The organism is Sulfitobacter sp. 1A13421, from assembly GCF_043557285.1.
Lineage (GTDB): Bacteria > Pseudomonadota > Alphaproteobacteria > Rhodobacterales > Rhodobacteraceae > Sulfitobacter > Sulfitobacter faviae.
Map to the genome: position 1 here is coordinate 282097 of NZ_JBIFFQ010000002.1, position 22711 is coordinate 304807.

Here is a 22711-nt window from a genome sequence, read left to right on the forward strand (position 1 = left end):
CCCAGATAGTCCAACTTTTCGTCCGCACCCCCCCTACCGGGGTCAGTTCTCAGTGACAATCAACACGCCGAGCTCCATTTGGAAGAGAATCTCGGTATCCAGGTAATTTCGAGGTAATATTAAGCGCTAAACGAGCTGAGCGCTTCCGTCCGCATGGAGGCGAACGGTAGAACCTACCTGTTTGTAAATAGTTGATCCGGCGATAAATCTGCTTCGGAGATGCTGGACATGTGCATACTCAAGCAGTGAAACTGTGGCGGTCTCAGTACCTCCGGCTGCTGCGAAACCCGCGCCAACTATTGCTCCACAGACATCAGTAAGAAAGAATCGATCATGCAAGTCTTCGCCGCCTTTGATTTGCTCCCATTCGCAAAGCTCAAGTGTAAGTCCAGGCGGTATCAAGCCTGCAGTACGCTCTGCACTGTCCTGCGCAAGCAATTGAGAAGTTGGTCGTGAAGCATGCGTGCGAAAGTGAATTCTCATGGTCTTGGGAAACACGGGTATCGCAGCAAGCCCGCCGAGCAGAGCCTCAAGGGGCCCTAGATAGTCGCCATTTGTTCCTCGCAAGTCGAAATATGGATCTACGAGATCAATTTCCCTTGCAGCGGCCGCAAGCATAATTAGCGGGGCAGCGATATCGGCTGATACCCTATTAACATCTTGGCTAACGGCTGTTCTCATTAGAGGCTCAGCCTCCGAACAATCGTCCGGTGAGAGTATCTCGTCGCATTTGCAAGTGTCGGACACACAGATCATTGCCTGAAACGGTCGATCTCGATGTTCCCGAGCGGCGTTGCTGATCCAATCCGACGCATGATCGTAACCTCGGCAAAAATCTGCAAGCTTGTATTTTTCACTATGGAGACGCTCGACGATACTCAACATTCGCACATCTGGTACACCGGCGGCCTTTGCGGCCTGAATTACTTTCTTTTCCCATTTGCTGGGAAATCGAGAGATTAGCCTGCCCTTGTCTGATCCGAAGCGGTCAATTAGGTCCTTAAAGGTCTTCCAATCTGATCCGATCGCTTCCGGCTCGACCGCATACTCCCACAGCATCAAAAGAGTTCCTCAGCGCGTTCGGCAAAGAACCCGTTCGGCCACCGATCGGTAAAATCACCGTCATTATCAACTCGAAGTTGCCGAAAGCGGATCTCGACCGGTGTGTTCTCGACGTAGATCACCGAGAGATCATTTGGTTTGACTGCAATCGCTCCCGGCGGCAGTCCTCCATCGGTGGTCTCCCGCACCCGACGTAGGAGCCTCAGCATGATATGTTCGCTATGGGTCTCGACCAGCAGCGTTTTTCCTGGACCGAAAGACTGTTCGCTAGGCATAACAGACTGAATGAAAAGGTCGCCGACCCCGACTTGAATTGCCGGATGTACGTGAAGTTCGGGCTGCTCAATTGCCAAAATGCCATCCTTGTCGCGAAGGCACGCGACGATGACTGGGATCATCTGAGAGATGCCAACGCCCACATCGTTTGGTGCAACATCAATGCCTTTCATCCCGTCACGCAAAACGATTTCGGTGCGCGAGCCCAGTTTCTGGAACTCCTCCTGCAGTTCTCCGAGGTCGTCTTCGCTAATGCCGCGTTTAAACAACTGGTCGATCCGGCTCGAGACCGGTATTTCCAGATACTCTGACTTCGCAATCTCGTAACTCGTCCCCAGACCATCCTCACCGCTCAGCCAGGCATTCACCTCGCTAAGTAATTTACCCTTCGTGTCTGAATAGAGAAGGTCCCATGCCGCAAGGCCCTGTGCCCAACGCCCCTCATCGGGCGAAACTTGTGGCCGGAAAGCCCTGGCCGGGATGTCCCTGAGCGGACCGATGTAGGTCATCTCTGAGAGATAGTCACGCACTATTCGTAATGGTCCTAGCATCAATTCGTCAAGCAAAGCAGATAGACCGCGAACCCGTGGCGTATTGCCTTCCAGTTCCAGCTTCTTCGGTTCTGGATCACGCAGTTCCAGATTCCAAGGTTTGTCAATATCCGGCAGAGCACCGATCACGGATGCAGCAGCAACGCGATACTCACTAACATCTTTCAATTCCGCAGATCGGGCCATATCCCGGGAAAGTTCCCAAATTTCGATACCCAACTTCGTACCGAGTAGATCGCTGCTATCAGGTTCTTGATACGCCCCGTCATCTGTGTCCACATACTCTTGCAACAGCGGATGCTGGAAGTTGAACTCTGTAAGTTGAGCTTGACCGGGTTGCGGTGGGGATTTGATCTTGGCGATGTTTCCGCCGTCCATATCGATAATTAGATTCGAAACATAAGGCGCATTGATCAGGTCGCTCCACTGAACCTCAAAAGAGACCCCGATCTCTCGGACGACGGCGTATTCCTTTAGATCGGTGTTTTCGCCGATTATATAGCGGATGCGCAGGTTCTCAAACTCCGGATCGTCGACCGAATTGCCGTTATTGATTGGCAGGCGGTCACTCCCTTGGTCTTCAGACAAATCAATAACCATCTTTATCTTCATCGATTTCGAAAGATCATGATTGTGGATCAGGTTCTTGAAACCGCCAAGATCGATCAGGCCTCCAGCAATCGTTTGATCCGGATCAGGGTTCTTCCTCTCCAAGATTTCGCGAACATAGTGTAACGCTTGAAGGATCGTGCTTTTGCCCGCGCTATTCGGGCCAAACAGCAGCGTGATTGGCCGCAGCTCGATGACCTGCTTAGCCCCAACACCCTTGAAGTTTTCAATTTCGATCCGGCTTAGTCGCATGACACTCTCATTTCTTACTTCACTCCCTTTGCCTTCCCGGCCGCGGCGAGAATTTTGGGCATTTTGGAACAACAAAAGGTTTGGAACGCGCGCTCCATCGCAGACCATCCACCTGTGTAGAATTCCCCCGCCTGAGAGGTAAACTCTCTGGCAAAGCGTTCTTTCAACTCACATTCATGATTATGGGCGGTTTCGCCGTTTTCAAAGGATTGGCTGTACGCGAGTTTCCATCGGCAAACCGCACGCTCAGGAAACCCGCTATTCACCTCTTCTAACCGGCGGATCGGATCATTTGATCTGCCGATCTTCACCAAGGCGTCACCGACATGGGGGCCGGTTTTCCCAAGCAACGAATCCGCATTGGCTGACAATTTCATAAGGTAGAGGTAGTTCTCACCGTCTTCGTGCTTGGAATTGCGGTCCCCAAAACTTGGAGGAACACCTTTGGACGGCTTGAGCACTTCATTCATGTAGCCACTGGCGAGTTCATTCGCCGCGATTGGCGGTTCGCCATAGACGTTCACCTGCCGGACATAGTGGCTGAGCGCCCTGCGCTTCTCGTCGGGTTCAAGCAAGACAGCCTTGGTCGTTCTCTCAAACCGTTTCTTGCTTTCGTAAGCCTTCGGCGCGATAGTCTTGATGTGGACCCGGTTGGTGGTGCGCCATGCACGGACAACCTTCAGGCCGTAAGTCCACCTTTCCTGAAAGCCATGATTGAGCTTCCAACTCCTCGAAGCGTCATTCTGCCGACCAACATCATTGCATCGCTCAAGTTCGACTTCCATGAAGCCAAGGGCCTGCCTCTGCAGATCGGCATCAGTGAGAGAGTCGACGGCACCGTAGATGAGGACAAGGTCCCCGCCGTTCATCTTGGTCAGCATGTCTTCACGCTGAGATTTATGAGTGAAGCCGATATAACCGGCCTCCTCAGGGTTGAAGCCGTAGAATGCGCGAACCCAGACTTGGCGGTCTTCGGGTAACAGGTCACCCATCGACAGAGACTCCCTTCAGTTTCGGGAAGTTCGCTGGAAATGCCCCCAGCACCGCCGCCCAGATTTTCGGATCGAATTTCGCTTTGCCGCGCACCACTTCAAGAACTGAATAGGCAGCATCGGCCAATGCGTCGCGCAGATCCCGTTCCAGCGCTGCCGTCCGGTCGCGAACAGGCTTGTGCGGCTCCATTTGCTCGCCGTAATCCTCCTCCTCTGTCTTCCCGATCTCGGAAAATATAGGACCATAGGATACCAAATCGGACTGGGCGCATTGCTCCGGTGAAATGCCTTGCTCGGTAAGAAAACGGCGAAGGCTGTTGGATGATTTCTTAAATCCGAGATTTTGCCCCATGCGGGTGTACGGCGCGGTCGCATAAGGGCTGCTGTTTTCCCCGATGCGCCCCACGTAGAGGCGCTCTCGCTTAGGCGTATCGATCCGCCATACATAGAGCCAGAACCAGCGTTTCAGCATCGGGCCCGGCAGGGTGAGAGTGTGAAGCTCAGCCATCACACCGCCTCACGCATTCTCATAGCTGCGCTCGAACAGCGGCTTCGCCTTCTCGAAGTCCTCGATGGAGCGCATGGTAATTTCCAGATCGCCGGTGCCAAAATGGCCGATGCTGCGCACGTCGCGGGTAAATCCCTCTTCGAGCGTGATTGTGTCGGGGTCGACCTTGACGTGGACGATCAGCTTGCGCTCCTGGGTCTTGATCTCGACGCAGGCGAAATTCTTGATCCGCTTGAAAGCGAAATAGAAGCGCAGCACCTTGAACTGCACGTCATCCCCCAACCCTTCGAGATGCTCCTTCACTGTATCGAAGAGGGCGCGCAACTCACCGTCCGCCTTGTCGAGATATTGCGAGACCGTGGTGTATTTCTGCTTTTGCCCGCCGTCCGTGCCGCCATCAACTTTATCCGTCGCGATCACGCCGATCAGCGGAGCAGAGGCTGCGTTGACCTGTTCCAGCAGCAGCAGGTCTTCATCGAACTTCATGTATCGGATAAGTTCGATGTTGCGGTTCATCTGCTTGATGGCGTGCTCGTCATAGCGGGAGAAGTCGCCGGCGATGCAGATAAGGCGCGGCGATGACCACTCGACGGACTGCGCAGCCTTCTCGCCGAACTTCTTCAAGACCAGCATCTCGAAATCGCCGCGGTGGGTCACCAGCCAGTCGAGATAGAACAGGCCCTGATTGATGACGTTCATGTTGGAGGAACGTTTGTATTCGATGATGACCGGGCAGGAATTTTCATCGATGCCAAGCGTGTCCATCCGCCCGCCATGGTCGCGACCCGTTGAAAATTCCGACGCCAGAAAGCGGACTCCCAGAAAGGTCTCCAGGTTCTGCTCGATCAGCGTCTGCAGCGATTTTTCCAGCGCCAGCGACGTGCCATGCACCTCGCAGACATCCGTGCCGCCAATCCGGAAGAGTTTCAGATCGCTCATAGCTCCCCCCGGAAAGCGCGTTGTGAGAGGGAGGCGAAGAGGTCTTCCGTTACTGTCAGATTTTCCTGAAGCTTTTTCTTCAATGAAATTCTCTTAGAGAAGTATTTAGTAAACTGGACTTGGTCCTCCGGTTTGGCGATTGGGAGCAGGACAGACCTAAGTCTTTCTTTTCCAATGTTTGGCATCGACGCAGCCGATCCACCGGCTACTTTTCTCAAGCGCTCTCTGATTGAGTCTTGGGTCAAGAGCATCCACAGATACGGAATTTCAATTTTACGATCCGGTCTTGGTACGAGCCTAAATATCAAGTCGGGCAGCGCCAGTTTTCCATGTACGTTCTCAACAATCGCGGACGCGCCTACTAACTGGTAAGTGTTCTTTCTGGAGAAGAGAAGATCTCTACTATGAACGAGGTTGCGCTCATCAATAGGATACCCTTCGAAAACGGCCTTGTTTTCTTCGGGTTTGAAGTGAGTGGATGAGATAGAGCTCACTTTCAAAATTCCGATTTCGTCCTCTGCAGCTGGCCTGGATTCGCATTTGGGGCTATGACCGCTATCGATCCTTTCCAATAACTCGCCAAGCTCCTCTTGTGGCAGTTGTTTCGGGTTTGTTTGAGGATCACCGAACATTTCCAAAAACACCGACTTGAGAAAATCGTCGGCGAGGGCGAGGGCCTGCTGACGTTTACGGCGGATGGTGTCGGCCTTGTCGAGGATCGCCGCAATCCGGCGTTGTTCTTCAAGTGCTATGTTTGGAACTGCGAGGCTCGCAATCTCCGTGGTGCGAATAGATGGGTAAGCATCATCTTTGATCAGATGTGATGGTGGGTTCTTTTTTAGCCAGTACGAAAGATAGTTGGGGTCGTATTTTCCAATTGGCGCCAGTGCTGCTAGGTGGCTCACGACATAAGCAGGTCGCTTAAGCTTGTAGACACGGCCAAGTTTGGCGGACATACCGCTCTTTGCGAAAAGAATCGTATTCTCCGGATATAGCCTAAGCCTTTTTTTCCGCGCGGTTTCTTCGCTGATCCGCTCGCAATTTTCTTCTCCTGTGCCGGCGATCAGTCTTTCGAGACTACCGGCACGAATGAAGGGCTCTCCAGAGCTAGAGAACTCATCGGGCTTAGGAGCTGGTTGCCCGGACGAGACATCGACAACCTCGCCAAGGGGTATCGCCGTCGTCATCCCAGCATCCCCTCAAGGTCTGCGAGGTCTTTGCTGATGTCGTCATTCAGGGTCTTCATCTGCTTCAAGATGACCTTCGGCGGGTCGTATTCCTGCTCCTCGTAGATGCGCTCTTTGTATTTGGAGAGTGAAAGATCGTAATTCGCCTCGCGAATGTCATCGGCCGGAACGAAGAAGGCCTTCTGCTTGCGGTCCGTGTCGCGCTTCGGGTCGCGGGCGGTCCAAGCCTTGATGCAATCCGGCAGGTCATTGGCATCGATCGGATCGCGCTTGTCGTCCAACGAGTAACCGTCCGCCTCCACATCGTAGAAGAAGACATCATCAGTACGCCCGCCCTTGGTGAAGACGAGTATGCCGGTGGACACACCCGCATAGGGCTTGAACACACCCGATGGCAGCGAGATCATCGCCTCCAGCTGGTTGTGATCGACCAGCAGCTTGCGGAGCGCCACATGAGCGGTGGAAGAGCCGAACAGCACGCCATCGGGCACAATGGTTGCCGAGCGCCCGCCAGTTTTCAGCATGCGCAGGATCAGCACCAAAAACAGGAGTTCCGTCTTCTTCGTCTTCACCTGCCGCAGAAGCCCAGCATGCACATCCTCGAAATCGAGCGAGCCTTTGAAGGGTGGATTTGCGAGAACAATGTCAAAGCCTTCACTGGCGGATTTAGGAAACCGCTCTGGAAAGCTGTTGCTCAGCGTGTCCTGGTAATGGATGTCGGGATTGTCGACGCCGTGCAGCATCATGTTCATGGCAGCGATGCGCAGCATAGTGGCGTCGAAATCGAAGCCATAGAACATGTCGTTGCTGATATGGTTCCAATGGTCCTCGAGCAGGTCGCCGGTGAAGGTCTTTTCGGTTTTGCCGGTGTCCGGATCTTTTTCCTCCATGACCGCCTCGGGCGAGGTGTGGTTCTCGAGAAGGTAGTTCATTGTCTCGACCAGGAAGCCGCCGGTGCCGCATGACGGGTCGGAAATCACATCTGTGGGTTTAGGCTCCAGCATATCCACCATCAGGCGGATGATGTGGCGCGGCGTCCGGAATTGGCCGTTGATGCCTGCAGTGGTCAGTTTGCCCAGCAGATATTCGTAGAGGTCGCCTTTGGTGTCACCAGACGTAAGCGGAAGGTCGTTGATCATGTTTACCGCCTTCACCAGAAGGCTAGGCTTTTGGATCATCAGCTGCGCATCCTTCATGAATTCGGCGAAGGTGGTTCCGACGGACGCCTTGCGGAAATGTGGGAAGACTTGGTCGCGCACCAGGGGCAGCATTTCATCGGCACCCAAGTGCCGGAATTGCGACCAGCGGAGTTCTTGTTCATCGCCGTTGAAACGGCGCTTGAATTCCACGCGGCCGCGCTTCAATCGGTTCTCGTCGCGGGCCTCGTTAACGTCCAGCAAGCGCACGAAGATCAAGAAGGTGATCTGCTCGATCACCGTTAACGGATTAGTGATGCCGCCGGTCCAGAACTCGGTCCAAAGCGCATCGATCTTCTTTTTCAGTTCACCGGTTACCATCAGTGCAGTTTTCCTTGGGACATTTGGGCTCCGCCATCGCCTTTGGGCGCCGGAGCGAAGAAATTGACGATCCTCATCAGCTGATCGATGTCGTCAGCCTTGTCAAATATGCCCTCGGGACCATCGGCATCAACTACCGTGAAAGGCTGGTCATAGAGACGGTCGATGGTGATGAAGCCGAATTTGATGATGTGGTTCTGCAGCAGCGCCAGAAAGCGCGTTTGCTTAGCAGTTAGCTCTGGATGGCTCAGCACGAAGGTCGAGAACTTGTCCTTCACGGCCTGTTCGTCCAGACCGACCATCTTGCGGATGGTGATGTCGAGCGGCAGCATCGTGGACGCAAAAAACTCTTCAAGCGCATCGCGGCTGACATCAGGGTTTTGAGTCAGGACCAGCGAAATGATGGCGTTCAGGTCTTCTGGCGCCACCGGTTCACCGGCGCGGATTTTCTTCAACGTTTGATTGGTCTCGAAGTGCTTCTTCAGTTCCGCCTCAACGAGTTGCTCATAGGCTGCCATGTCTACCGTCTTGAGAGACGCACTGCGGCGTGAGGACTGTACCAGGGAAGCATCTTCGGTGACATCAATGATCTTCGGGCCATTGCCGCCAGACTTTTTTCGGTCGCGGTAGATCATGATGCTGCGCAGTGGTTCGCGCACGGCTTCCAGGTCAAGCACCGTCACATCCTTCCAAAAAGCATCCGACTTCGCTTCTTTGATGACTTCGGCTTTCTCACGGACCGGGTTGAGATGCATTTGGAGCGAACCCACCCGGTCGAGGAAATCAATCTTAAGATCGGCGACTGCTGCAGACTGACGCAGAACCGCGATCTGGGCCTTGCAGACGAGCAGATCGAACGCATGCGCCTCTGCCTTGCCCCTGATATCACGCCATTGCATGAGCGGGGCGATGGCCTGTCGCAATACCGACACGGTACCAGGATCGAACCCCTTTAGACTTTCAATTGACGCTGTTGAGCGCTTCTCCCGCCATTTCTCGCGGACGGCCACGGTGTTTTCGTCAAGTGCATTGATGTCGGCAGCAATCAGCTGGACAACGTGATCGAAAACGGCAATCTCGCTTTTCTGGAGCGCGGTCTCTGCGAGCAAGATGCGTTGTTCAAAAAGCTGTTGAAGCAGCGATTTCGAAACCTGAGGCTCGGTAGGTTTGTATCCCTCTTCGAAGCGTTTGAAATTTGCCCAGTGATCAAATATCCGGAAGACGGTCTTATGCTTTCCAGGGCCGAACAGATCAGAACGAAGCCGTGTGCCGCGTCCAACCATCTGCCAGAATTTGACCGGCGAGCGCACCGGTTTGGCAAAAACTAGGTTCACGATCTCGGGCACATCGATGCCGGTATCCAGCATGTCCACTGAAATGGCGATAGTGAGTTCGCTGTTGGTCCCTGTTCCTTTGAAGTCGTCGATAAGGCTTTCTGCGCGCGGGTCATAGTTATCGATCACCTGGCAGAACTTACCGCCATATTGCGGATACATCTTATCGAACAGCTTGCATAACAGTATGGCATGCTCGTGATTACGCGCGAAGACAATAGTCTTACCGATGGTCTGGTCGTTCGCATCCCTGATGCCGTTCTCCATCAGATTACGAATGATCACGCGGTTGGTGTCGCGATTGTAAATCGCCTGATCGATCTGTTCCGAGGAGTAGTCATAGGAATTCGGGTCTTCGCCCTGCGCCTCTAGTTCTTCGATCTGGGTTTGGCTTAGCCCATCGAGCGTGATGCCTTCCCGCAGGAATTGCGTGGTGTGGTCGATCACTTCGAAAGGAACAAGATGTTTCTCACCTACCGCATCTTCTAGGTCGTAGTTGAAGGTCGGTAGCTTACCCTCGCAGTTAAAAAGACCAAAGGTCGATCGCGTTACGAAGTTGACAGGCGTCGCTGTCAACCCGACTTGGAGGCTGTCGAAATAGTGAAAGAGGTCGCCATAAATGTTGTAGATGCTACGGTGAGACTCGTCCGCGATGATCAGGTCGAAGAATCCCACATCGAAGGATTGGTAGACCTTGAGCATCGCCGGATAGGTGGAAATGAAGATCCGCTCGGTCGCATTTCCGGTGACGCGCGAGTTAACCACCCGTATTGGTTCTGAGTCGAGGTAGTCCGTGAAGGCATTCTTCGCCTGCTTTCGAAGTTCCTTCCGGTCGCAAAGGAAGAGCACACGCTTTGCCCATCCGGCACGGATCAGTAGCTCGACGAGAGCAATGGCCACACGTGTTTTGCCGGTGCCTGTTGCTTGTACGATCAGCGCCTTGCGATGTTTGTCGGCAAATCGCTCGGATACGCGTTTGATCGCTTCGATTTGATAGAGACGGTCGACGATGCGCTCTTGGGGGACCAACAACTTCAGATCCTTACGGCTTTTGCGTTGGAACTTCACGAGATATTGAAGGCTGTCCTTAGAATAGTAGCCAAACACCTTTCGCGGTGGGTACCCAGCCGCGTCGTCCCACATCCAAATATCGTATCCGTTGGTGTAGAAAACCACCGGTCGCTGACCAAACTGCTTCTCCAGCGCATCGGCGTACAGCATTGCTTGCTTGCGGCCGAGCTCCGGTTCGACGGAAGTTTTCTTTGCCTCAATGACGGCCAGTGGCGCACCGTCCGCGTCCAGCAGGACATAATCAACGTAGCCCTTGCCTGACGTTGTAGGCTGGCCGCCGACCTCCATTTCCTTCACGACTTCCCTCGTCGAAGCTTCGCCAGTTGCTACGCTCCAACCGGAAGCCGCGATCAGGTTGTCGATGATGCGCGACCGTGTCGTCGCCTCGTTAAACTCGAGAATGTCGGCAGTCTGCTGAGCAGATCGGAGGAGTTCTGTGAGTTCATCAGCTTTTCTCTCAGCAGTTTGAGCTTGCTCGCGAGTTTTTTCAACATCTCCAGGGAGCGCAGTGATCTTTTCTTCTTGCGCGGCTAGCTTATGGAGGGTCTGCTTCTCTTGGTGTGTGAGTGGCTGCTGTACCGTACTAGCACTTTGCAATTTTATTTGTTGAAAAGCTGGTAGCGTTTTGTGGTCAACCTTACGGTAGTTAACCATAGCCCATTTACTCAGATCGTGGGCTTCGTTTAGTAGCCAAAGGGCGTCATTCCTGGAAACGTCATCGCCGTGCGCTGCTTTGTTGCCGAACTTTCTGATGGCATGCAGCTTATTCAGAACGACTTTCGGCACAATGGCTGTGAAGGCACTGTTGCTAAGAAGGTCGAGCTGAGTGGATCGGTCTGGTTTCGGTAGATTAAGTGAGTGATAAATATCTTTCACAAGATTCTCTGCCAGAAGCCGAAGATTGAAAATAGCGCTTCTAGCATCCAGCATCACATAGCTTTCTGCCCTTTCACCGAGTACAGCGACCTCGGGCCAGTAATCTTTAAGGAATTCGAAATTGGACGCCGTCATTTCGTTGCTTCCTCGATGGCAGCATCGAAAGCCGCTTTGTTCTCGATATTTAAAGGGCATTCGACCGGTTCGTCCATCAGATGCGCTACGTCCAAACGCAAACGCTTCTTAAAGTAGTACAACATGGCTTTTCGAGTAGACACGGTCAGCTTCATATCGGTCATGCCATAGTCCTTTGCTACCACTTTCTTCTGTGCGGAAGATAGTGCAAGGTTGGGTACAAGGTGGACCTCGAAAGACTCGTTCCAATAGGTATCGTCATGAACCGATGCTCTAGGTGCGTCAGGCTCTCGGGATTTCAGACACCGTGATAGCAGGAAGTCTTTGAATTTCTGGTCAAGGTGACAGTAGGCCCTCGTGTACCAGCGAAGCCCATCAGTTACAAAGCTGTGGGGAGTGATGCGGCGCCAAATAGCATCAGGTTTGCTGGGGCTCATCGAATGATAAAGAATTTCCACAGACTGACTGTGGGCAATGCACTGGGTCAGGGCTTGCAGTACCAACGGATCAATCAGCCGCTTCGGAATTGGGACAACTTCAGTCGGAAGCCGTGCAGGATACTGACTAATATCAACCTCTCTCAATAAATCATTAAGGAATACATCTGGTTTCAACTCCATGAAGCGAGGAGCAAACTCTTCTGTAACAACGTACCGTTTTTCGCCGTGATCGTATTGTATGTTTCGCGGGTATCGAGACTGGTAAGCTGCTATATCCTTTGAAGCCTGAGGTGCCGAGATGCCGAAATGTGAGGTCAGATCGATACGGTTTAAGCTGCCAAGCCAGAAAGCTTGGTACTCAATTAACTGGAACCTCTGCTCCGTCGCCCATTTCAATTCGGAAGCAGACATGACTTCACTCAGATTTGAGATTATTTACTATGCGTATATTAATTATCCGCACAAATATCAAGTTCGAAACTCTCCCTTCTTGCTCACCTTACTCATCAAAAGGAGCTCATTGAGCGGCTTATCTCGCAACACTTCCCCGACATCCCGTTGAGCGCCGATGTTGGTGAGGAGTTTGATAGCTATTGGCAAGCTAGGAAGCAGGAAGTCATTACAAATCTGAATAAAGGTGAAGGCCTCCAACAAATAGGTTTGGAAAAGGTCATTGGGAGATACCTATTTACTAAGAAAGCCCCCATGAGTGACGATGTCAGAAAATTATGGAGAAGCGCCCTTCATTGCGGGAACGTCGTAGCATCGCGGACCGCGTGATTGAGAAAATAGAATATTTCGTTAAAGCATTCATTGAAGGCGTCGACTGAGCACCATTCAGGGATGGAGGCGACAAGGAGTATTTATATCCTCTTTTTGCCGAGAGGCGCGTCAGAGCAGTATCAACGGGGAAAAAGACCGGCACTCTACATAGAAAGCTGACAATTCTCTTACGTGCTTACAAAGCCTCTGCGCCAATGGCGTAGAATGATTTCAATGTACCATCAGATCTTTGCGTAGCTTTACCGATTAAACGGATAGTCCCTCTTTTTTGAACGGCAGTTTCATAGGCGTTATCTCCCGGTCTCAATGGATCAAAGGCAGGGTCTGAGATATGAACTCGAACGCGTTTTCCTGGATCAGTTGGATCGAACACTTTGAGGGTTCGTGAGCTCAACTCAATACCGTCAACCCGCACAGTAATCTCCATAACATCACTCACTACAAGCTCCTCTTTAGCTCTCACTGCGTCTGCAGTCGCTTCATCAATCTCGGTCGAGGCATCGCCGCTCGCTATGATCATATTGCGGCAGGAGACGCCCACAGGTCGCGCTGCTTTTGCCGCGTCTGCCTTATGTGTTTCTACCTGCGTCCGCAGAACGGCCTCGACATGAGCTCGCTCACGCTGGCGATCTTCTGCTTGAGTTTCCCGCTCATGCTTCCGATCCTCAGCAATCAATTCATTCTGTTTTTCTATTATATCCAAGGCTTTGCTCAGGTGACTGTCGGCTTCCACTTTTCGTCCACCCCACCTTAACATGGTGTAGCTGATAATGTGCTCGCTAAGTTTGTTTCGGACTGAATCCTGCATGCTCCCGATGAACGGCATGAGGCTTTGTGCTACGCCTGCAAAAAGAGAAATATCGACGCAGCCAGATGTCGGCGCTAATAGGTTGAGGCTCGCCGTTTCAGTCGAAGGTGAACGGACAGCCGAGTTCTGTGTTTCTATCGCCCATAAGAATCGGACGACAATTTTGTCCAGTCCTTCGAGTGATGCCGCAAGATGTCGCGCGGGAATATCGTGGCCTTCTGCATCGCCGCCTCGATATTGAATATGGAAAACATCTCGCATTAAATTTCCTCAACAAATTTTGAACTTCGCACCTGCAGCACTCGAAATCTAAAAAACTCTCATCTCAGAAAAATCAGAGTGTTTCAAAAGCTTAATAGCCTTCCTTGAGGCTAAAATGACGGTCACGGTTAGTTTGTAGGTCCGGATGGTCAGCCTTAGACCCTAAAGGCACCCCTTTGTAAATATAGCATTTCTCTGTGCTGAGGTGGCCGAGTTCACGGTATAGAGAAGCAAGCGCATATCCAGCCTCAAGCCTGCGTGGACCGCAAATACGTTTCCTAAAATAGCGTCTTCCGATGTGAGATAGACGTACATACACCTGATCGTGAATCGGATCATCCAATGGGACGACAACAATTAGGTTCAGCTCTTTCGCAAGGGCGCCTTGGCTTTCCGACAGCCAACCGTACCAAACCAAGATAAAAGGTAAAACCGTCTTAGGCCTTAGTATTGGCAGATTAGTCAATTCAAAATCTGACGACATGCGTTCACTCCTATTTTGGGAGTGCCGACTAAACAGCGTACTGCGATTTGTCCAGAGGATTCGGAGCAAACAGTGGCAGGCGCAGTCTATAGCAGCACATATGAACTTTTCAGACGGCAGCTGATCAATGTGAGGCGTGAGGCTAACCTCTCTCAAGCTGCGCTGGCAAAAATGCTCAACAAGCCTCCTTCTTTCGTTGCAAAATATGAGCTTGGTGAGCGTCGCTTAGATGTCGTCGAGATGTGCGTCATTCTCAACTGCATCCAAGTGGACATATGCGAATTTCTCCAGCCGCTCATTAAAGACGCGCCGACCACCCTATCTTGACGTTTTGTTCCGGAACCGCGCCACTTGATCCTGCCGCTCTTCTAGTATCGTTGCTAACGACCACCACTGCGGGTGAGGCGAAATTGGGGAAAAATGCATGTCGCCGGTCGATAACGAACCAAAATTGCTAGCTAACCCGCGCGGGCTTCGCTTCGCTATGCGAAGGCTCCGCTCAGCCCGCGCTGATCGACGGCACGGCCTCTACGTTTCGCCCCCTTCTCCCCGCCAACGGGATTTTTACCTAAAGTGGTTCGAGTAGACTTTGGGTCGGGTGCGAGGTAGAAAAAGTTCAATCTACTGATGCTTGAGGAGCTTATTTATAGAGGATGCAGGTCAATAAGTAATATTTTTGGTGGCCATAAGGGGGCGGTACCCGGCGGCTCCACCAAACATCCTTCATTTGGGGATCATGGGGCCGAAATAGGATCGACGAACGTCTAAAGGGGTTGCTTTGTCTCGGTGAGATACCACCGTTATCGGTTCAAACTGTACAATTGCAAATGACAATCGTGCTCCAGTTGCGATGGCCGCGTAAGCGGTTTCAGCGACTGAAATCTTAAGTCCTTAGGCCTTGCAGCTTAAGGCGGGGTTCGCAGGTACCTGGCAACAGAAACCTGCACTTTTTCCTTCCGTTTCATACCCGTTAGAAGGCGCTCTTGCATTAACTTGACCGCGCTTTCCTCTGTCCCTATCCGTGACGCAGCGAAGCCGTGGTGGCTTTGATGACGCAGGATGGCCCCGATGACCCCACCTAGTTGGCCCGATATGTTTCGCGTGTTCGGCCGGATTGGGTTGATGTCCTTCGGCGGCCCCGCAGCCCAAATCGCCGTGATGCACCGCGAGCTGGTCGAGCATCGCCCGTGGCTGAGCGAGCAGACCTACCTGCGGGCCCTTTCGCTCTGTATGCTGTTGCCCGGACCGGAGGCGATGCAGCTGGCGACCTATGCAGGCTGGCGCCTGCGCGGCGTCGCGGGCGGGCTGTTGGGAGGGTTGCTTTTCGTCGTGCCGGGTGCGGTCTTCATTGCGGCACTTGCGCTGCTTTATGCGTGGTATGGGCAGATGCCCTTGGTGCAAACGGCCTTCCTGGGCATCAAGGCCGCTGTCATTATCGTGGTATTCCAAGCGCTTCTGAAGGTTTCTTTAAAGGCGCTTCATGGGCGGCTCGGCTGGGCGCTGGCCTTTGGGTCTTTCATCGCGCTCTTCGTGCTGGGTCTGCCGTTTCCGCTGATCATTCTGGTGGCCGGGGCCATTGGGATGCTGACCCGAAGCCCGACGCCCGAGACCGAAGCCGCCAACCTGCCGCCTGCGCATAGCCTGCGCACCCTGCTCATCTGGGGTGGTCTCTGGGCCGCGCCGCTTCTGTTCCTTGCCTTCATCGGCGACGACTTTCTGCTGCAACTGGGGCTGTTCTTTTCCAAACTGGCCGTGGTGACCTTCGGCGGGGCCTATGCGGTGCTGGCCTATATGACCCAGACCGTGGTGCAGGATTTCGGCTGGATCGAGACCGATCAGATGATCGACGCGCTTGGCCTGGCTGAGACGACCCCCGGCCCACTGATCCTCGTGACGCAATTCGTCGGGATGCTGGCGGGATTTGCGCAAAGCGGCCCCGCGGGGGCGATGGCTGCCGGGCTGCTGGCGCTTTGGGTCACTTTCACGCCCTGTTTTCTGTGGATTTTCCTTGCTGGCCCGTATCTTGAGGCGCTTTCTGAACAGCCGCGCATCGCAGGCGCGCTGCGGGCGATCACGTCGGCTGTAGTGGGGGTCATCGCCAATCTCTCGGTTTGGTTTGCGCTGCATGTGCTGTTTGATCGGGTGGGCGCTGATGGCCCGCTCGCCCTGCCCCTGCCCGTTTGGGACAGTTTCAACCCCATGGCCGCCGCGCTCACGCTCTTGGCTGCCGTGCTGATGCTGACCCTCAAGCGTGGTTTTGTCCTCACGATGGTTCTGCTCGCCACGCTGGCGCTGATCCTTCACGCGATTTAGCGCGGGACCCCCTTTCACTCGCCCCTGAATGGGGTATGCTTACCCCTGCCCATCGCCCGGACCGGAGAGAAGAATGAGCCGCAGCATTGATTACGGCAACCTGATGCACGAAGCCATGCGGGGCCTGATCCGCAGGGTCTTGCAAGACGTATCGGACAAGGGACTGCCGGGGAATCACCATTTCTTCATCACCTTCGACACCTCGCATCCGGATGCGGAATTGGCCGATTGGCTGTCGGACCGCTATCCCGATGAGATGACCGTGGTGATGCAGCATTGGTACGACGGCCTCGATGTGGGTGAAGACGGTTTCGCCATCACGTTGAACTTCGGCGATGCGCCGGAGCCGCTTTATATTCCTTACGACGCGATCCGCACCTTCGTGGACCCTTCGGTTGAGTTTGGCCTGCGGTTCGAACAGCAAGAGACCGAAGAGGAAGACGTGGCGGAAGACGAGGCCACGCTCGACCAGACGAATGAGGCAGAGTTGGAAGTCGCAGAAGAGCCGGTCAAAGATGCCGAGATCGTCTCGCTCGATTCCTTTCGGAAGTAGCGCCGGAATGGCAGTTAGCGCCATCCCCGCATTGCGCAGCGCGTAAGGCGCAGGTACACCGCTGGACAACGATAAGTCACAGCAGGAGCCGCAGAATGGCCGATACCCGCACCGAAACCGACAGCTTTGGTCCGCTCGAAGTCCCCGCCGATAAATACTGGGGCGCGCAGACCCAGCGTTCGATCATGAACTTCCCGATTGGCTGGGAAAAGCAGCCCATCGCCATCGTGCGCGCGCTCGGCGTGATCAAGAAGGCCTGCGCGCAGGCGAATGTGGCGCAGGGCTCGCTGGACGAGGAACGCGGTAAGGCAATCATTCAAGCTGCCGGTGAGGTCTTCGAGGGCAAGTTCGACGATAACTTCCCGCTGGTGGTCTGGCAGACCGGTTCCGGCACCCAGTCGAACATGAACGCCAATGAGGTCATCGCCAACCGCGCAATTGAACTCATGGGCGGCACCATCGGCTCGAAAGATCCGGTGCACCCCAACGATCACTGCAACATGGGCCAGTCCTCGAACGACACTTTCCCCACCGCCATGCATATCGCCACCGCGATGACGGCGCGTGACGTGCTGCTGCCGGGGCTGGAGAAGCTGCACGGCGCGTTGCAGAAGAAGGTCGAGGAATTCGACGGCATCATCAAAATCGGCCGCACCCATACGCAGGACGCGACACCGCTGACTCTGTCTCAGGAATTCTCGGGCTATACCCATCAGGTCGCCATGGGCATCGCCCGCGTGCGCGACTCGCTTGGCCGTATCTATGAGCTGGCACAGGGCGGCACCGCCGTGGGCACCGGGCTGAACACCAAGCAAGGCTGGGCCGAGACCGTTGCGCATAACATGGCCGAGATCACCGGCCTGCCCTTCGTCACAGCGCCCAACAAGTTTGAAGCGCTGGCCGCCCATGACGCGATGGTCGAGATCTCCGGCGCGCTGAAGACCGTGTCGGCCTCGCTGTTCAAAATTGCGAATGACATCCGCCTTTTGGGCTCCGGCCCGCGCTGCGGTCTGGGCGAATTGATCCTGCCCGAGAACGAGCCCGGCTCTTCGATCATGCCGGGCAAGGTGAACCCGACCCAATGCGAGGCGCTGACGCAGGTCTGCGCCCATGTCATGGGCAATGATGCCGCCGTGGGCTTCGCCGGATCGCAGGGGCATTTCGAGCTTAACGTCTACAAGCCGATGATGGCCTATAACGTGTTGCAATCTATGCAACTCTTGGGCGATGCGGCTTCGGCCTTTACCGACAATCTGGTGGATGGCCTCAAGGCTGACGCGGACCGGATCGAGAAGCTGATGCGCGAGTCGCTGATGCTGGTCACCGCGCTGGCCCCCGAGATCGGCTACGACAACGCCACCAAGGTCGCAAAGACCGCGCATAAAAACGGTACGACCCTGAAGGAAGAGGCAATCGCCCTCGGCTTCGTCGATGCCGAGACATTCGAGCGTGTGGTCCGCCCTGAAAACATGATCGGCCCGAAATGAGTCAGCCCATCAACCTGAACAAGGCGAGAAAGGCACGCGATCTTGCGGCCCGCCGCGCTCAGGCGGATGAGAATGCGCTGCGCTTTGGCCGTAGCAAAGCTGAGAAAGAGGCGGCGCGCAAAAGCGCCGCCCAAGCCAAGGCCACGCTCGACGCGCATAAGCGCGAGATATGAGCGCAAGGCCCCGCAAACATTCGGTGACCCTAAGGGGCCACCGGACATCGATCTCCCTCGAAGACGAATTCTGGGATGAGTTCCGCGCCATCGCCGCCGCGCGGGGCATGCCGATCAACGCATTGGTGGCCGAGATCGACGCCGCCCGTGGGCTGGACATCGGGCTGGCCGGGGCGATCCGGCTGTTTGTGCTGCGGTCGTTAAAGGAACGTTTACCAAAAGCGGATTAGCGTCCGGCCATGGCCGTCGGATCCCCTCTCTCACCCGCCGCTTGGCTGGATGATATTTTTGCCTCAAAGGCGGCTATTCGCGGACAGGTCATTCGACGTAATGCGCGCGATATTGAGAAGTTTGTTGGACGCCAAACATTTGAAAACGAATTAAAACGTCGTGGTTTTCAAACGGTTGAGAACGCCGGACAGGTCATCATATTTTGCAATAGAGAACCTATCCGGCGGATTGCCTAGCCGTTTTCTTTTAAAGAAAACGGGACCGGAATTTTCAAAAAATTCCGATCTAACAGATCGACGCTTGGTAAATCTTGTCGATGTTCTGCCCAAGCGCCTCATTGAACTCCGCGTCCGTCATCTTGACGTTCAGCCCTTCCGTCAAAGCGCGGGAGAAGCTGGCGATCATGGTCCGGTTCTTGCCCAGCCGTTCGCAGGCTTCCGCTGTGGAATAGCCACCCGACAGCGCCACGACGCGCAGAACATTGGCATGTTCGGCCAGATCATCATAGAGACCGGCCTTCTCGGGGATCGTCAGCTTCAGCATCACCATCTCACCTTCGGGCAGCGCCTTTAGGTGCTTCTCGATCTCACCGCGCAGAATCTCTTCGGCCTCGGCCTTGCTCTCGGAGTTGATGTTCACCTCGGGCTCGATGATCGGCACGAGACCGGCGGCACAGACCTGTTTGGCCAGTTCGAACTGCTGCGCCACCACGGCGGCGATGCCGTTTTCATTGGCCTCATGAATGACAGAGCGTTCCTTGGTGCCGAAGATGCCGTGCTTTACCGCGCGGGCCAGCAGATGGTCGATCTCCATGATCGGCTTCATCATCTGCACGCCGTTATTGGTCTCTTCCAGACCCTTGTCGATCTTCAGGAAAGGCACCACGCCGCGGTCTTCCCAGAGCAGCTGCGCGACCGGTTTGCCGTTGATCGTGTCATCCATCGTGCGCTCGAAAAGGATCGCGCCAATCACTTTTTCAGAGGTGAAATCATCGGCCAAGATGATCCGCGCCCGCATGTCATGGACGGCTTTGAACATCTCTTCGTCGCCGTTGTAATCCGACGGTTCCACGCCATAGAGGCTTAGCGCCTTGGGGGTGGAGCCACCCGATTGATCAAGCGCCGCGATGAAGCCCTTGCCGCTGTCCATTTGCTCAAGTTGCGCCTTGTCGTAGCCCATGTCACCCAGGTCCTATTTTGATTCCGTTCGCTGCGTTTCTAATTGAAACGCACAGCCGATGATAGCAGCTAGCGTCTTGATAGCGCTAACCAAATGCCCTTATCTGAACGGACGGTCAAATGTGCGACAGGCACTGGCACGCGGTCCGGTTGGGCGGTCACGCGGAAGTCGCGCAGGATGCGCGACAGGATCAGCGGTCCCTCGACCATGGCAAAGCCCGCCCCCGTGCAGACCCGCGGCCCGGCGGAGAATGGGATGAACGCGTCGCGCTGGTATTGTCTGCCGTTCTCAGTCTGCCAGCGGGTCGGGTCAAAGCCGTCGGGATCTTCCCAAAGCCGTTCGTGGCGGTGCAGATGCCACGGGCTGAGCACCAGTTGCGCGCCCTGTTTCACCTGTCGGTCACGGAAGCGTTCGGGGCAACGGTTCTCACGCACCATCATCGGCACGGGCGGGTAGAGGCGCAGCGTCTCGCGAAAAACATCGCGGCTGAGCTTGAGTTTCGACATCACCGCGAAATCGCAGGTCTCAAGCGCCTGCGCCTCTTCCGCCAACCGCTCTTGCCACGCGGGATGGGTGGCCATCAGGTACAGCGCCCAAGCAAGGGCCGAGGCGCTGGTCTCATGCCCTGCAAGAAAGAAGATCGCGACCTGATCGACCATTTCTTGGGTGTCGAAGCGCTTTCCGGTTTCGGGATCGGCTTGGGTCATGATCTTGGTGGCAAGATCGTGGGGCGCGGTGCCCGCCTCGATCTGCGCCATGCGCGCGCGGGTCAGATCGGTGATCAGCGCCCTGATCCGCGCCGCGCTGGCCCGCGTCTCGCGGCGAAACAGGCGCGGCATCCAGCGCGGCAGCGGCAAAAGCGCCCCGAGGTTCAGGATCGGCTGGCTGCGCTGGTAATTGCGAAACTCGTCAAAAACCGCGCGGGCGACCTCATGTTCGATCGGCAGCGAAAACAGCGTGCGAAAGATCACATCGGCGGCGGCGTGGCTTGTCTCAGCCTCGATCTCGACCACCTCACCCGCCTTGGGGTCCAGCCGTGCCGCAGCCGCCTCTGCCGCGTCCCACATGGCTGGAAAGGTCTCGCGCAGGCGCCCGCCCTCGAAGGCTGGGTCGATGATGCGGCGCTGGCGTTTCCATGTCTCGCCATTGGTCAGAAAGACGGAGTTGCCCAAGAGGGGCCGCAGCCCCTCGCCGATGCGGTCGGACTTGGGGAAATCTTCGGGCCGGTCCTTCAACACGGTTTTGACCAGCTCGGGCTGGTTCATCAGGTAGCTGCGAAAGAACGGCGTTTTGAACTCGGCCATCCACGCCCGATAGAGCCGCGCGGGCTGGGCCGAGAGGATGTCGGCGCGGAACAGCTTGGCATATCGCCAGAGCGACACGCGGTCGGGCCGCGCGGGGGGTTTGGGCGGATGGCTCATGCGGCGACAGAGGTGTATTTGCTGACCGCCTGGTCGATCCGCGATTTCGACGCAGGCCGCCCGTCATAGCGCGCGGCGAGTGTCTGGGGCCCGGCAGTGATCTGAAAGTAATCATAGTCGCGCGGGCGGTCGAAGGCACAAAGATACTGGAAATGCAGCCGGAAAAAGCGCCAGCGCAGCGCTTTCCAACGCGCGGGGCTAAGCGTTTGCGTGAAGGCGGCGGAGAAGACCAGCGGCCAACGCTTCCCTTCGGGCGCTACGCCTGACACCGACACCGGATCGCAAAGCGCAAAGGCGCAGCCATCGCCCGGGGCGGTGACATCGACCCAAGCCAGTTCGTCGCGTGCCGAGAGATAGCGCAGATCGCTGCGCAACCGCTCGGCTAGGGGGAGGAAAGACACCATTGGCACCACCTGCCCCAGCGTGAGGAAACCCAGAGCAGGCCCGCCTTCGGTCACCCTGCCCGACCGTATCAGATCGGCCAGCACCGATACCCCCAGATGCGCGCCCGAGGAATGGCCGACGACCAAGACCTCGTCGACATCATCAGACAGCGCGGCGGCGATGGCATCGGCAAAGGTGGCCATCCGGGCCTCAAGCTGCGGTGGATTCGCGCCCTTGGTGGCGGCGGAATAGGCGTAATCATGCATGAGGTAATAGGCGAAAAACTTGCCGTCCTTCTTTTTGAACCAGCGCAGCAGGGCAATGCCCAACCCCATACCCAGTGCCGCGAAGGCGAGCCGCGCGGCCCAATGATCGCTGAGCATGCCGAGAAGGCCATAGGTCAACAGGCCAAGCGCCACCGCCAACAGCGCCTGCGCGATCAACATGCCAACGGGGTAGAGTGCGGCGATCACCGGCCCCTTGCGCAGCCGCATGAGCCGCCAAAGCGCGCCCGACCCGATGTAGACCCAAGCCGTGCGCAGCAATTGCCAATAGGTCGCCGGGATCGAACTGCTCATGCTTTCGCGCACGATGTCGGACCAGACCAGAACCTCGACCTGCGCGCTCACCCGCTGCCCGTCGATCTCAGCATCCACCTGCCAGCCGTAATTGCCGCGGCCCGCCTTCGGCTTCAGCCCGATCTCATAACCCGAGATCGCCGCCTGCGCGGCGCCTTCCTTGCGGTACAGCTCGCGGTAGCGGCGCGGGTGAATCGGATCGTAGCCGGGGATGTAGAACACCCGGCGCGTTTTCACCGTCTTTCCCTGCGCTTTGCTTACCATGCCCGCCCTCTTCTTCGGCATAGTCTAGCCGTAATTCGGGGCG

The 22711-nt window shown here is 55.5% G+C and carries 22 protein-coding genes and 1 other RNA gene; 9 read left to right on the forward strand and 14 right to left on the reverse strand.

The window, feature by feature from the left end:
- Positions 1–126: 126 nt before the first annotated feature.
- The 9 genes from ACGYLI_RS05110 to ACGYLI_RS05150 are packed head-to-tail and all read right to left on the reverse strand — an operon-like array spanning position 127 to position 12160.
- A complete protein-coding gene (locus tag ACGYLI_RS05110; RefSeq protein WP_394417697.1) occupies positions 127–1059 on the reverse strand; it encodes a hypothetical protein in 933 nt (310 codons plus the stop codon).
- Positions 1059–2750 carry an AAA family ATPase gene (locus ACGYLI_RS05115; RefSeq protein WP_394417700.1) on the reverse strand — a complete coding sequence of 564 codons (1692 nt, stop codon included), beginning with the start codon at positions 2748–2750 and terminating at the stop codon, positions 1059–1061. The genes ACGYLI_RS05110 and ACGYLI_RS05115 overlap by 1 nt, the downstream gene beginning before the upstream one ends.
- Before the next feature lie 14 nt (positions 2751–2764).
- A complete protein-coding gene (locus tag ACGYLI_RS05120; protein WP_394417703.1) occupies positions 2765–3742 on the reverse strand; it encodes a hypothetical protein in 978 nt (325 codons plus the stop codon).
- A complete protein-coding gene (locus ACGYLI_RS05125; protein WP_394417706.1) occupies positions 3735–4250 on the reverse strand; it encodes a hypothetical protein in 516 nt (171 codons plus the stop codon). Before ACGYLI_RS05125 ends, ACGYLI_RS05120 begins: the two co-directional genes overlap by 8 nt.
- 9 nt (positions 4251–4259) lie before the next feature.
- Positions 4260–5189, reverse strand: coding sequence for a DUF5655 domain-containing protein (locus ACGYLI_RS05130; protein WP_394417709.1), 930 nt, complete (start codon positions 5187–5189; stop codon positions 4260–4262).
- A complete protein-coding gene (locus ACGYLI_RS05135) occupies positions 5186–6376 on the reverse strand; it encodes a restriction endonuclease subunit S (RefSeq protein ID WP_394417712.1) in 1191 nt (396 codons plus the stop codon). Before ACGYLI_RS05135 ends, ACGYLI_RS05130 begins: the two co-directional genes overlap by 4 nt.
- Positions 6373–7893: an N-6 DNA methylase gene (locus ACGYLI_RS05140; protein WP_394417715.1), complete on the reverse strand. Its 1521-nt coding sequence runs from the start codon at positions 7891–7893 to the stop codon at positions 6373–6375. The genes ACGYLI_RS05135 and ACGYLI_RS05140 overlap by 4 nt, the downstream gene beginning before the upstream one ends.
- Positions 7893–11309, reverse strand: a complete 3417-nt coding sequence (locus ACGYLI_RS05145) for a DEAD/DEAH box helicase family protein (RefSeq protein ID WP_394417718.1) — start codon at positions 11307–11309, stop codon at positions 7893–7895. Before ACGYLI_RS05145 ends, ACGYLI_RS05140 begins: the two co-directional genes overlap by 1 nt.
- Positions 11306–12160 (reverse strand): helix-turn-helix transcriptional regulator, encoded by an 855-nt coding sequence (locus tag ACGYLI_RS05150; protein ID WP_394417721.1) that lies wholly within the window; start codon positions 12158–12160, stop codon positions 11306–11308. Before ACGYLI_RS05150 ends, ACGYLI_RS05145 begins: the two co-directional genes overlap by 4 nt.
- A 54-nt stretch (positions 12161–12214) precedes the next feature.
- Between ACGYLI_RS05150 and ACGYLI_RS05155 the strand changes: the two genes are divergently transcribed.
- Positions 12215–12529, forward strand: coding sequence for a hypothetical protein (locus tag ACGYLI_RS05155; protein ID WP_394418291.1), 315 nt, complete (start codon positions 12215–12217; stop codon positions 12527–12529).
- 178 nt (positions 12530–12707) lie between these two features.
- On the opposite strand, the gene ACGYLI_RS05160 is transcribed toward ACGYLI_RS05155, so the two are convergent.
- Both ACGYLI_RS05160 and ACGYLI_RS05165 read right to left on the reverse strand, forming a co-directional pair.
- Positions 12708–13601: a hypothetical protein gene (locus tag ACGYLI_RS05160; protein ID WP_394417724.1), complete on the reverse strand. Its 894-nt coding sequence runs from the start codon at positions 13599–13601 to the stop codon at positions 12708–12710.
- Positions 13602–13692: 91 nt separating this feature from the next.
- Positions 13693–14085 (reverse strand): hypothetical protein, encoded by a 393-nt coding sequence (locus ACGYLI_RS05165; RefSeq protein WP_394417727.1) that lies wholly within the window; start codon positions 14083–14085, stop codon positions 13693–13695.
- Positions 14086–14157: 72 nt separating this feature from the next.
- Here ACGYLI_RS05165 and ACGYLI_RS05170 point away from each other — a divergent pair, with 72 nt between their 5' ends.
- The 8 genes from ACGYLI_RS05170 (at position 14158) to ACGYLI_RS05205 (ending at position 19078) form a co-directional block, all read left to right on the forward strand.
- Positions 14158–14412, forward strand: a complete 255-nt coding sequence (locus tag ACGYLI_RS05170; RefSeq protein WP_394417731.1) for a helix-turn-helix domain-containing protein — start codon at positions 14158–14160, stop codon at positions 14410–14412.
- 275 nt (positions 14413–14687) lie between these two features.
- Positions 14688–15033, forward strand: a transfer-messenger RNA (tmRNA) gene (gene ssrA, locus ACGYLI_RS05175).
- Positions 15034–15153: 120 nt separating this feature from the next.
- Complete coding sequence (gene chrA / locus ACGYLI_RS05180; protein ID WP_394417734.1) at positions 15154–16398, forward strand: chromate efflux transporter; 1245 nt, start codon at positions 15154–15156, stop codon at positions 16396–16398.
- A 73-nt stretch (positions 16399–16471) separates the two neighbouring features.
- Positions 16472–16951 (forward strand): SspB family protein, encoded by a 480-nt coding sequence (locus ACGYLI_RS05185; protein ID WP_394417737.1) that lies wholly within the window; start codon positions 16472–16474, stop codon positions 16949–16951.
- A 95-nt stretch (positions 16952–17046) separates the two neighbouring features.
- Positions 17047–18438 (forward strand): class II fumarate hydratase, encoded by a 1392-nt coding sequence (gene fumC, locus ACGYLI_RS05190; protein WP_394417740.1) that lies wholly within the window; start codon positions 17047–17049, stop codon positions 18436–18438.
- Complete coding sequence (locus ACGYLI_RS05195; protein WP_394417743.1) at positions 18435–18611, forward strand: DUF4169 family protein; 177 nt, start codon at positions 18435–18437, stop codon at positions 18609–18611. Before fumC ends, ACGYLI_RS05195 begins: the two co-directional genes overlap by 4 nt.
- Positions 18608–18841 carry a ribbon-helix-helix domain-containing protein gene (locus ACGYLI_RS05200; protein ID WP_271691335.1) on the forward strand — a complete coding sequence of 78 codons (234 nt, stop codon included), beginning with the start codon at positions 18608–18610 and terminating at the stop codon, positions 18839–18841. Before ACGYLI_RS05195 ends, ACGYLI_RS05200 begins: the two co-directional genes overlap by 4 nt.
- Before the next feature lie 9 nt (positions 18842–18850).
- Positions 18851–19078, forward strand: coding sequence for an N-(5'-phosphoribosyl)anthranilate isomerase (locus ACGYLI_RS05205; RefSeq protein ID WP_394417746.1), 228 nt, complete (start codon positions 18851–18853; stop codon positions 19076–19078).
- A 49-nt stretch (positions 19079–19127) separates the two neighbouring features.
- On the opposite strand, the gene ACGYLI_RS05210 is transcribed toward ACGYLI_RS05205, so the two are convergent.
- The 3 genes from ACGYLI_RS05210 to ACGYLI_RS05220 form a co-directional block, all read right to left on the reverse strand.
- On the reverse strand, positions 19128–20021 hold the full coding sequence (locus ACGYLI_RS05210) for a fructose bisphosphate aldolase (protein ID WP_394417749.1): 894 nt from the start codon (positions 20019–20021) through the stop codon (positions 19128–19130).
- Positions 20022–20089: 68 nt separating this feature from the next.
- Positions 20090–21442: a cytochrome P450 gene (locus ACGYLI_RS05215; protein ID WP_394417751.1), complete on the reverse strand. Its 1353-nt coding sequence runs from the start codon at positions 21440–21442 to the stop codon at positions 20090–20092.
- Positions 21439–22668 carry a hypothetical protein gene (locus ACGYLI_RS05220; protein WP_394417755.1) on the reverse strand — a complete coding sequence of 410 codons (1230 nt, stop codon included), beginning with the start codon at positions 22666–22668 and terminating at the stop codon, positions 21439–21441. The genes ACGYLI_RS05215 and ACGYLI_RS05220 overlap by 4 nt, the downstream gene beginning before the upstream one ends.
- Positions 22669–22711: the final 43 nt, after the last annotated feature.

What these genes read in the sequence shown, in the direction of transcription:
- ACGYLI_RS05115 (WP_394417700.1), bottom strand. Translation starts at nt 2,750, where the DNA reads ATGCGACTAAGCCGGATCGAAATTGAAAACTTCAAGGGTGTTGGGGCT.
- ACGYLI_RS05140 (WP_394417715.1), bottom strand. Translation starts at nt 7,893, where the DNA reads ATGGTAACCGGTGAACTGAAAAAGAAGATCGATGCGCTTTGGACCGAG.
- ACGYLI_RS05220 (WP_394417755.1), bottom strand. Translation starts at nt 22,668, where the DNA reads ATGGTAAGCAAAGCGCAGGGAAAGACGGTGAAAACGCGCCGGGTGTTC.
- ACGYLI_RS05120 (WP_394417703.1), bottom strand. Translation starts at nt 3,742, where the DNA reads ATGGGTGACCTGTTACCCGAAGACCGCCAAGTCTGGGTTCGCGCATTC.
- ACGYLI_RS05200 (WP_271691335.1), top strand. Translation starts at nt 18,608, where the DNA reads ATGAGCGCAAGGCCCCGCAAACATTCGGTGACCCTAAGGGGCCACCGG.
- chrA (WP_394417734.1), top strand. Translation starts at nt 15,154, where the DNA reads ATGACCCCACCTAGTTGGCCCGATATGTTTCGCGTGTTCGGCCGGATT.
- ACGYLI_RS05145 (WP_394417718.1), bottom strand. Translation starts at nt 11,309, where the DNA reads ATGACGGCGTCCAATTTCGAATTCCTTAAAGATTACTGGCCCGAGGTC.
- fumC (WP_394417740.1), top strand. Translation starts at nt 17,047, where the DNA reads ATGGCCGATACCCGCACCGAAACCGACAGCTTTGGTCCGCTCGAAGTC.
- ACGYLI_RS05135 (WP_394417712.1), bottom strand. Translation starts at nt 6,376, where the DNA reads ATGACGACGGCGATACCCCTTGGCGAGGTTGTCGATGTCTCGTCCGGG.
- ACGYLI_RS05150 (WP_394417721.1), bottom strand. Translation starts at nt 12,160, where the DNA reads ATGTCTGCTTCCGAATTGAAATGGGCGACGGAGCAGAGGTTCCAGTTA.
- ACGYLI_RS05165 (WP_394417727.1), bottom strand. Translation starts at nt 14,085, where the DNA reads ATGTCGTCAGATTTTGAATTGACTAATCTGCCAATACTAAGGCCTAAG.
- ACGYLI_RS05210 (WP_394417749.1), bottom strand. Translation starts at nt 20,021, where the DNA reads ATGGGCTACGACAAGGCGCAACTTGAGCAAATGGACAGCGGCAAGGGC.
- ACGYLI_RS05195 (WP_394417743.1), top strand. Translation starts at nt 18,435, where the DNA reads ATGAGTCAGCCCATCAACCTGAACAAGGCGAGAAAGGCACGCGATCTT.
- ACGYLI_RS05160 (WP_394417724.1), bottom strand. Translation starts at nt 13,601, where the DNA reads ATGCGAGATGTTTTCCATATTCAATATCGAGGCGGCGATGCAGAAGGC.
- ACGYLI_RS05125 (WP_394417706.1), bottom strand. Translation starts at nt 4,250, where the DNA reads ATGGCTGAGCTTCACACTCTCACCCTGCCGGGCCCGATGCTGAAACGC.
- ACGYLI_RS05185 (WP_394417737.1), top strand. Translation starts at nt 16,472, where the DNA reads ATGAGCCGCAGCATTGATTACGGCAACCTGATGCACGAAGCCATGCGG.
- ACGYLI_RS05215 (WP_394417751.1), bottom strand. Translation starts at nt 21,442, where the DNA reads ATGAGCCATCCGCCCAAACCCCCCGCGCGGCCCGACCGCGTGTCGCTC.
- ACGYLI_RS05110 (WP_394417697.1), bottom strand. Translation starts at nt 1,059, where the DNA reads ATGCTGTGGGAGTATGCGGTCGAGCCGGAAGCGATCGGATCAGATTGG.
- ACGYLI_RS05130 (WP_394417709.1), bottom strand. Translation starts at nt 5,189, where the DNA reads ATGAGCGATCTGAAACTCTTCCGGATTGGCGGCACGGATGTCTGCGAG.
- ACGYLI_RS05205 (WP_394417746.1), top strand. Translation starts at nt 18,851, where the DNA reads ATGGCCGTCGGATCCCCTCTCTCACCCGCCGCTTGGCTGGATGATATT.